General features: G+C 35.1%; 5 protein-coding genes. All 5 read left to right on the forward strand.

Annotated features, from left to right (window positions below; all coding sequences use genetic code 11):
- Positions 1–2412, forward strand: a 2412-nt coding sequence (locus tag SPI61_RS05325) for a G5 domain-containing protein (RefSeq protein ID WP_321137088.1), incomplete at its 5' end; no start/stop codon positions are given.
- The gene (locus SPI61_RS05330) at positions 2402–3049 is read left to right on the forward strand and encodes a class C sortase (protein ID WP_321137089.1); all 648 of its coding nucleotides are present in this window, start codon (positions 2402–2404) and stop codon (positions 3047–3049) included. The genes SPI61_RS05325 and SPI61_RS05330, both read left to right, overlap by 11 nt.
- Before the next feature lie 130 nt (positions 3050–3179).
- Positions 3180–5999: an AAA family ATPase gene (locus tag SPI61_RS05335; protein ID WP_321137090.1), complete on the forward strand. Its 2820-nt coding sequence runs from the start codon at positions 3180–3182 to the stop codon at positions 5997–5999.
- On the forward strand, positions 5999–6817 hold the full coding sequence (locus SPI61_RS05340; protein ID WP_321137091.1) for a hypothetical protein: 819 nt from the start codon (positions 5999–6001) through the stop codon (positions 6815–6817). Before SPI61_RS05335 ends, SPI61_RS05340 begins: the two co-directional genes overlap by 1 nt.
- 216 nt (positions 6818–7033) lie before the next feature.
- Entirely contained in the window at positions 7034–8356 is a 1323-nt protein-coding gene (locus SPI61_RS05345; protein WP_321137092.1) for a copper amine oxidase N-terminal domain-containing protein, read from the forward strand.
- The last annotated feature ends 414 nt before the right edge of the window (positions 8357–8770 follow it).

Below are 8770 nucleotides of genomic sequence, written 5' to 3' on the forward strand. Positions count from 1 at the left end.
GGTACCATGATTAACGTTCCAGTAACAGCTCATTATGTAGATGCCGAAGGAAAAGAAATTGGAACAAAAAAAGCTAACGTTCAATTCCTAGGCTCAGGTACACAAGGAACCCACGAGTATACAGAAGAAATTCCTTTTGACACCACAATAGAATATGATCCAGATTTCTATACAAACTATCCAGATGCTGAAAACAACTATAAGGTTGTAACTGAAGGAGAAGTTGGATCAAAGACAACAAAACTGACTATTAAAGATTCAAAAGTTGTTAAGGAAGAAGAGTTAAAGAAAACCGATCCTAAAAATGCAGTAATCAAGGTTGGAGACAAAAACTATACTGGAGTTGTAACTCACACAGAAAAAGTAGAAGTTCCTTATACAGTTGAATACAGATACAATCCTGAATTAAAAGAAGGAGAAATGAAAACTGTTAGAGAAGGTATAAATGGATCATATAATCTAAATTACTCACAAAAGATTAAAAATGGACAAGCTGATGGAGATGCAGATACTTCAAAAACAGATGAAGTTGCACCAGTAAGCAAAATTATTGAAATTGGATCTAAACCAGCTTCCGACACTATAACTATTACAAAGGGCATTGAATATGAACTTGATTATTCAAGAAAAGATGGAGAACCTGTGGTAGTAGAGGAAGGTAATGATGGAGTTATTACCATTAAAACAACAAGAAATCCAGATACAGGAGAAATTACAATAACTCAAGAAGTTACTACAGAAGTTAAGAATAAGAAAATCAAGATTCCAGCAGGAACAGAAGGAAAACATGAATACACAGAAAAGATTCCATTTAAATATGAAATCGAATATGATGAAAATCTAAAATCTGGCGAATATGTCGTTGACGTTCCTGGATCTGAAGGCAGCAAGACAACAACATGGAATATTGTAAATTCTAAAGTCGATGGAGAGCCAGATGTAAAAGTAAAAGATCCTGTAAACGCAAAAATCAGAGTTGGAAAGAAAGACTTCACTGGCGAAGTAAAACACACTGAAAAGATTGAAACTCCATTTGAAGTTGAATACAGATATTCTGATGAGCTTGAAGCTGGCCAAACTAAAGTTGAACAAGAAGGTAAGAACGGTTCCTATGATCTAGAATACTCTCAAAATATCAAGAATGGCCAAGCGGACGGAAAAGCTACAACAGAAAAGAAAAATGAAGTAGAAGCACAAAAGAAAATTGTGGTTATTGGAACTAAACCAATTGTAGATAAAGTGGAAAAAGGATTTAACACAGAATATATCTATGACGACACTCTTGAAGCTGGTAAGATTGAAGAAAAAACACCAGGCAAAAATGGTCAGACAACTATAACACATTATTACGACAAAGATAAGAAAGAAATAGTTACAGAAGAAAAAACAGAAAATCCAACAAATAGAGTTGTAAGAGTTGGTATAAAACCAATTGAAGAAGGAACTGAACTTCCATTTGAAACAGAATATGTTTACGATGAAAATATGGAAGCTGGTAAAACTGAAGTAACTCAAGAAGGTAAAAAAGGAAAGGCTAAGATAACAACTTTCTTCAATAAAGAAACTGGCAAGCTTGAAACCAAGATTGAAAGAGAAGAACCAACCAAGAAAATTGTTAAATATGGTTCCAAGACCGAAGGCGAAGTTAAGATTAAGGATGATATTGCCTACGAAGTTGAAATCATCGAAGATCCTGAAATGGAAGCTGGAAAGACAGAAGTTGTTCAAGATGGTAAGAATGGAACGAAAGAAACCACGATTACCATTGAAAATAGCAAGGAAATTAATAGAGAAACAAATGTAATCGAAGAACCGATAAAGAAAATTATTAAGGTCGGAACGAAGAATGTTTGTGATATTCCGGAACAACCTGACAAGCCTGAAGAACCTGACACACCGGATAAGCCTGAAGGACCTGACGAACCGGACAAGCCAAATGAGCCGGGCAAAGAAGAACCTGGCACACCGGATAAGCCTGAAGAGCCTAGCACACCTGATAAACCAACTGTTCCGGATGAACCGAGTGTTCCCGGTGAACCAAGTGTTCCTGAAACACCGAACGAACCGAACGGTGGAGGAACAACTGTGACGGAAGAAAAACCGAGCGAAAAGGAAGAAGCTCCTGAGGAAGAATCTGAAAAGTCTGAAGAAAAGGTTGAAGAAAAGGCTGAAGATTCTGATGTTGAGTCAAAAGAAGATAAAGTTGATGAAACAGAAGAAGTGGTCGAGGACAATATTAAAACTTCCGTAGGCAATAATGATTCAGACGGTGCGGATGAAAACAAACGCTTGCCGAAGACCGGAGACGGTGTAAACAGGTCGCTTTATGCATATATGATGGGGCTTATGGGCTCGGCTATGATGGCGATTGGCGTTAAGAAAAAGAACAAAGAATCTTTAGATGAAGAATAGAATTTTTACAATTTTAGGTGCGCTTTTAATAATTTGTTCAGCTTTTTGGATTTTCAGTATCAAGCAAAATGAGAATAAAAAACGTGCGGATGCTTTGGAAGCGGAGAAGCAGTTTGTGCAGTCGATTTCGATTGATGAAGAGAAGAATGAGTCTCAGGAAGACGTTACTCTCATTTCGAATGATATTGAAGAAGATGATATAGAAAGAGATGACATTCAAAGCGATCAAGCAATCGCTGTTTTAAGAATCGACAAGTTGAATTTGTTGGCTCAAGTTTTTGACAATACGAAAAGCGGCAGTCTGTATGACGGAGTCGGCGTTATTGAATCGACCGACCTTCCGTCGTCAAAGCCGGGCACGACATGTGCGATAGCCGGTCACCGCGGAGGAGTCAATGAGGAGCTTTCGTTTCTTAATATCGACAAGCTTGAATTCGGAGACGAAATCAAGATAACCACAAAGGACGAGGTTTTGGTCTATAAGGTTACCGGTTCCGAGATTATTGAGCCAGACGATTGGAGCAAATTCACAAGAGAGGAAGATAAGTCGAAACTTGTTCTTATGACTTGTCATCCGTATCCGACGGACAAAGAGAGGCTGTTGGTATATTCTGAACTTCAAACAAATGAAGATTAATAACTCAAGCAACTATATTATTTGTATAGTTGCTTTTTATTTTGTGAATAGCCATGTGTATTTTGATTGATAAAGAGTTCGTTTAATGTTATAATTATTGTAAAGAAATTAGATTTTGTGTGGAGGTATTATGTCTAGATATTTGATAGGGAATGGAAGCGATCAATGGCAGTTTTCAGCCGCATTTAATGCATGCAAAGATGGAGATGTGTTAGAATTTGTTGAAGGATTGAATCTTCACCTTGGAGAAAATGCTTGTTTTATAGATAAGAGTATAACTATTGAGGGGAAAATAAATCAGCAGAATCAATTCACCAGTTCAATTACCGGTTTTATTAAAGTTGTGAACGGCGCGAATGTAACTATGTCAAATATTGTGCTGTTCGGAGAGAAAAATATTAATAATATTTTTGCTGTCAAGAACTCTTCAAGCGCAACTTTATCAAATGTTATGATTGAGCAAAAAGAAAATGTCAGAGATGGAGAAAATGTCCCTGTTTATCCGGAGATTTATGTAGGAGAGAGTTCGAAGCTTGTTATGGAGCGCACTTTTATCCCGGAAAAAGACAGGATGTTTTCAAGAATTTATATTGTAGGTTCCACTGTGGAAATAATAAATTCAACTTTAAACACTTCAATTCAATGTGAATTATCTGACCTAAATATAACCAACAGCACGGTAAAAAAATATCACAAAAATCCAATTTGGTTGATTAAGTCTGTTGCTAAAATTGAGAAATCATATATAGAAGGAGGGTCAAATGAAAATGACTATCCTTGCGTTTTACTTAATCGAGCTAATATGGAATTCAGCAGCTCGACAGCCGTTCAAAGAAATTACGGCTCCTGTGTAGCTCTAATCAATAATTCTTATTTCGGCTCGGATCATTCTACAATATCATCCTTAAGTACTAATTTTAGCACAGCCGATTTGTTCTATACAACAGTAAATGAAGGGGTGAGCGGATATTCAAATTCGAAGATTATTTCAATTGAATCGCTTGATATAAAGGGAGAAAATCCGGAAAAGGTTGATGTATTTTTGGACACGACTTCAACTTTCAAGGCAAAGAATCTTAATGTGAACAGAGTCGTCGATCCGAATTTTAGAATAATAAATAATTCCATGTTTTATGCTGACTCAATTTCATATCAAAATGACTCTAACTCCGATGCTTTAAATCAAATTCTAATTGAATGTAAAGATGGCGGAAGGATCAGGGTTGAGTCTTGGGAACAGGTACAAGACCAACAAGAAAGAGTTGAAAGTAACGACTACGGTGAGCAATCGGAAAACAGTTTCGATGAGGATTTTGAGGTTGAAGTTTCAGATGATCCGCAAGCTGAACTTGATAAACTAATCGGGCTTCACTCCGTGAAAGAAGAAATAAATAAGATGGTAAGGATGGTTGAATTCAACAAGAAGAGAGTTGAGCAAGGTTTCAAACCTGAAGAAAATTCACTTCACTCCGTTTTCTTGGGAAATCCGGGAACGGGAAAGACAACTGTCGCAAGGCTTATCGGAGAGATTTTGTTTAAAAACGGAGCGCTCCACAATAAGGAAAAGTTCATTTTTGTGGAAGCGTGTGAATCGGACCTTATCTCGTCATACGTCGGAAAAACTGCGGAGCAAACATATGAGCTTTTGGAAAAAGCAAAGGGCGGAATTTTATTTATAGACGAAGCATACACTTTAAACAAGGGCGACTCCTCGGTCAACTTCGGACAGGAAGCAATAAACACAATTCTAAAATATATGGAAGACCACAGAAATGAAATTATGATAATTTTTGCCGGTTACACAAAAGAAATGGAGCAGTTCCTTGAAACGAATCCGGGACTAAAGTCAAGAGTTGCAAACAAATTTGTCTTTGAGGACTACACCGGAGATGAGATTGTTCAAATTGGAGAAAATATTTTAAAGGATAAACAATATGTTCTCGAAGATGAGGAATACTATAAAAAGAGTGTAAAAGATGCATATGAGATGTCGATTGACAAGTCAAATGCAAGATGGATAAGAAATTTCAACGAAAAGCTTTTGAAGGTTTTTGCAAAGAGAGTTGTTGAAGAAAATTCTGACGATATGGCAACTATAAAAAATTCGGACATCGACGAAGTGTTTGATATTGGAAAATATCAAAACTATGACGGCAAAGACGAAGATGCATATGAAAAACTCAACAAGCTTATAGGAATAGAGCAAGTTAAGAGCCAAGTATCCGAGTTTATCTCGATTGCAGAGCTCAATAAAAAAAGACGTGACCAAGGTCAAGCAAATCAAAGCTTTTCACTGCATTCGCTGTTTCTTGGAAATCCGGGAACCGGAAAAACAACGGTCGCAAGAATTCTCGGGGACATTTTGTACCAAAAATCAATTATTAAGGACAACAAATTTATAGAGGTCTCAAGAAGCGATCTTGTCGCCGGATATGTCGGACAAACTGCCATAAAAACCAGACAAGTTCTTAAATCCGCATTGGGCGGAGTGCTTTTCATAGACGAAGCATACAGCTTGTGTCAAGGCGGAGCAAATGACTTTGGGAATGAAGCAATTGACGAAATTCTGAAATTTATGGAGGACAACAGGGACAATATTGTTATAATTCTTGCGGGATACAACAGAGAAATGGCTGAGTTCTTAAAGATGAATTCGGGACTTGAGTCGAGAATTCCGAACAAATTCACATTTGAAGATTATTCGATTGATGAAATTGTAAATATCGGACTTTTATATTTGGAAAAGTTCGGATATGTCGTCGACAAGGATTTATACAGAGATGTTGTTGCAGAAAATTATGCGATGTCAAATGACAATTCGAACGGCAGATGGATAAGAAATTTAAATGAAAAGCTCATAAGAATTATGAGCCAAAGAGTTGCACAAACGAATACGGACGATCTTAACACGATTGAAGCCGAAGATTTGATGAAAATGAGGAAGAGATAATGAGTGACGATTATGTAAAGCCGCCTTCAAAAGACAATGACTATGTGAAACCGGCCTCAAACAACGACGATTATGTGAAACCTACTCCGAAAAGAGAAGAGGCTGTAAAACCGCATTTAAATAGCGATGACTATGTGAAGCCGCCAACAGCAACAAAAAATAATGCGCATGACGATTATGTCAAACCTCCTCAAAAAGGAAGTCCAAATCCAAATGTGGGAAAAAACAGCGACAATAAGAGAGCTTGGATAATAAAAGGCGATATAAAACCAAGTGAAAACAAGAAACCGACAAATGGACCGACACCGAAAAACAATGAAAAGAAATCGGAAGACCCGTATGACAATCCGTCGTACTTCGGCACTCCGAAAGTGGGAATTGGATTTTATATAAATTCTTATTTAATAATTTCAATGCTCTACACTTTGTTTATATGGAAAGGTGACTTCGATAAAGGCATAGGTATGATTATTTATTTCTTGATTTCAAATTACACCTATTCATGGTATGCAGATTACAAAAGATACAAAGGGGAGATGCTTTGGCTTTTTAATCCATATGGAACTGTAAAATTTGCAGGAGCGGCAAGTCTCTTTATGGACCATAGAAAGGGCACTGTAAAGAAGGGCATGTTCGGCAACCTTAAAGTTGATAGTTCAAGAAGTATCACAAAAACGTTATTAATTTTTATAGTTGTACTTGTTGTTACTGAAATTTTAAAGTATTTCATAAATTTCTTTGTCGCATTTGCATCTCTGTTTTTTCATAAAAGCACAATCAGAAAATATAATGAAGCAGTAGATCTAAATAACAGATAAAACTGTATAAATACTGTATATTAAAATAAAAGCTTTTCGAAAGGAAAGCTTTTATTTATATTTTTTTCAAAAAAAAGAACAATTTTATGAAAGAAAAATATAAAAATATGATATAATACAGATAAATAATGACTCGGATTTGATACAGCTTTTTTATAATATAAAAAAGTAGAAACTCCGATGCATATTTAAATTATTTATTCAGGAGGAAAGTATATGGATAGAAATAATAAAAATGCAAGATATGGAATGAGGAAGCTCGCTGTAGGATTTGTTTCATGTATGTTGGGACTCTCGATGGTTTTCGCATCAGTTCAAGGCACAGTTGCAAAAGAAGAAGCAAAAGCAGACAAGAAAACAGAAGTTGTTGAAGCTGCTGAAAAAGAATTGACTAAAGAAGAACAAATAAAATTGGCAAAAGAAGAATTAAAAGCCTATCTTGACACTATTGATGAAAGCGTTATTGACAACCCTGCAATAAAGTACGAAGACGAAAAAGTAAAAGATGAAATAAAAGCTGCAATTAAAAGAGCGAAGGAACTTTTGGAAGACAAAGATATTGATGATGCAAAGCTTGAAGAAATTAAAAAAATTCCATTTAAAAAAGTAAATGGCAAAAAACAAGGGCTCTTTAGAGATTTTACAAGAAAAGCACTTGTAGATTTTGAAGTTGCGGGCGAAAGAGATACTGAAAATCCGCATAATAAGAAAAAATATGTAAGTTTAAAAGATAACAAATTTACAATAAAAACAAGCTTAAAAGATTTGAAAAAATCAGGTGAAGATAAAAAAGTTTATTTCAAGATAAACTACGTAACTGATGAGCAATACAATGATATTAAAGTAGATGCAATGTCTTCGTCAACTCCAAAATACAATAAACAAGAGCTTCCTGCAGGAGACTACACATTAAAAGCAGTCGACGGCGGATACGAAGTTGAAATAACAAAACTTCCTGAAAACACAGTTCTTATTAAACCTATTGTAATTATAGAACTTGCAAAAGACACAAAGTTTGAAAATGGGGATATAGTTTTTGTAAAAAAAGCAAATCCGGAAGTTAAAGAAAACAAAGAAGAAAAGAAAGAAAATGTCAAGGAAGAAAATAATGAAGTAAAAGCAACTTTTAAATTCTTCATTGACAAGAGTGAATATGTAAAGACAGTTGACGGTAAAGAAGAAACAGTGCAAATTGATGTTGCACCGTTCATTCAAAATGACAGAACAATGTTACCGTTAAGATATTTAGCTGAAGCTATAGGTGCTGAAGTTAAATACGAAAAAGAAACCAGAACTGCATCATTCACAAAAGATGGAATTGTTGCATCAATTCAAATCGATGGTGACAAAATAAAATTGTCAGATGGTAAGGAAATTACTATGGATTCGAAACCGATTAATAAAAACGGAAGAATCTTTGTAAGCCTTACAAATGTTTCAAAAGTATTTAATTTAACGAATGGCAATATTGACGATGAAATGAAACAAGACATCGAATGGAATAAAAAAGAAAGATCGGTAACTGTTGTTGCTAAATAGCGAGTAAAAGAGTCTCTTTATGAGGCTCTTTTTTTAAATATTATATCAAGATATTATAAAAAATAAAATATTTTAAAAAATGCTAATAAACCCTTGACACTATATTTTATTTATGCTAAGATATAAAAGTTAGGTCAATTGAGGGCTGAAAAAATAAAATTAAAATATTTTTTAAAAAAGTTCTTAAAAAGGCTTGACAAATAAAATATAGTGTGTTATACTATATAGTGCACCTCAAAAGAGGAGCAAGAACCTAAATAATGAAATAATGTAAAAAGTAGACAAGAATCTAACTACAAAGTTAATTCAAAAGTGGAAGCAAAAACCACTATAAAAAAGCAAATAATAAGAGCTTGGCTCAAACTTTTACTTGAGAGTTTGATCCTGGCTCAGGACGAACGCTGGCGGCGTGCT

Origin of the sequence: Ezakiella sp. (assembly GCF_034180565.1) — a bacterium.
In the GTDB taxonomy this organism is placed as follows: domain Bacteria; phylum Bacillota; class Clostridia; order Tissierellales; family Peptoniphilaceae; genus Ezakiella.

Excerpts from the sequence above, each read along its gene's own strand:
- SPI61_RS05345 (WP_321137092.1), top strand. The coding sequence starts at position 7,034 with ATGGATAGAAATAATAAAAATGCAAGATATGGAATGAGGAAGCTCGCT.
- SPI61_RS05340 (WP_321137091.1), top strand. The coding sequence starts at position 5,999 with ATGAGTGACGATTATGTAAAGCCGCCTTCAAAAGACAATGACTATGTG.
- SPI61_RS05330 (WP_321137089.1), top strand. The coding sequence starts at position 2,402 with ATGAAGAATAGAATTTTTACAATTTTAGGTGCGCTTTTAATAATTTGT.
- SPI61_RS05335 (WP_321137090.1), top strand. The coding sequence starts at position 3,180 with ATGTCTAGATATTTGATAGGGAATGGAAGCGATCAATGGCAGTTTTCA.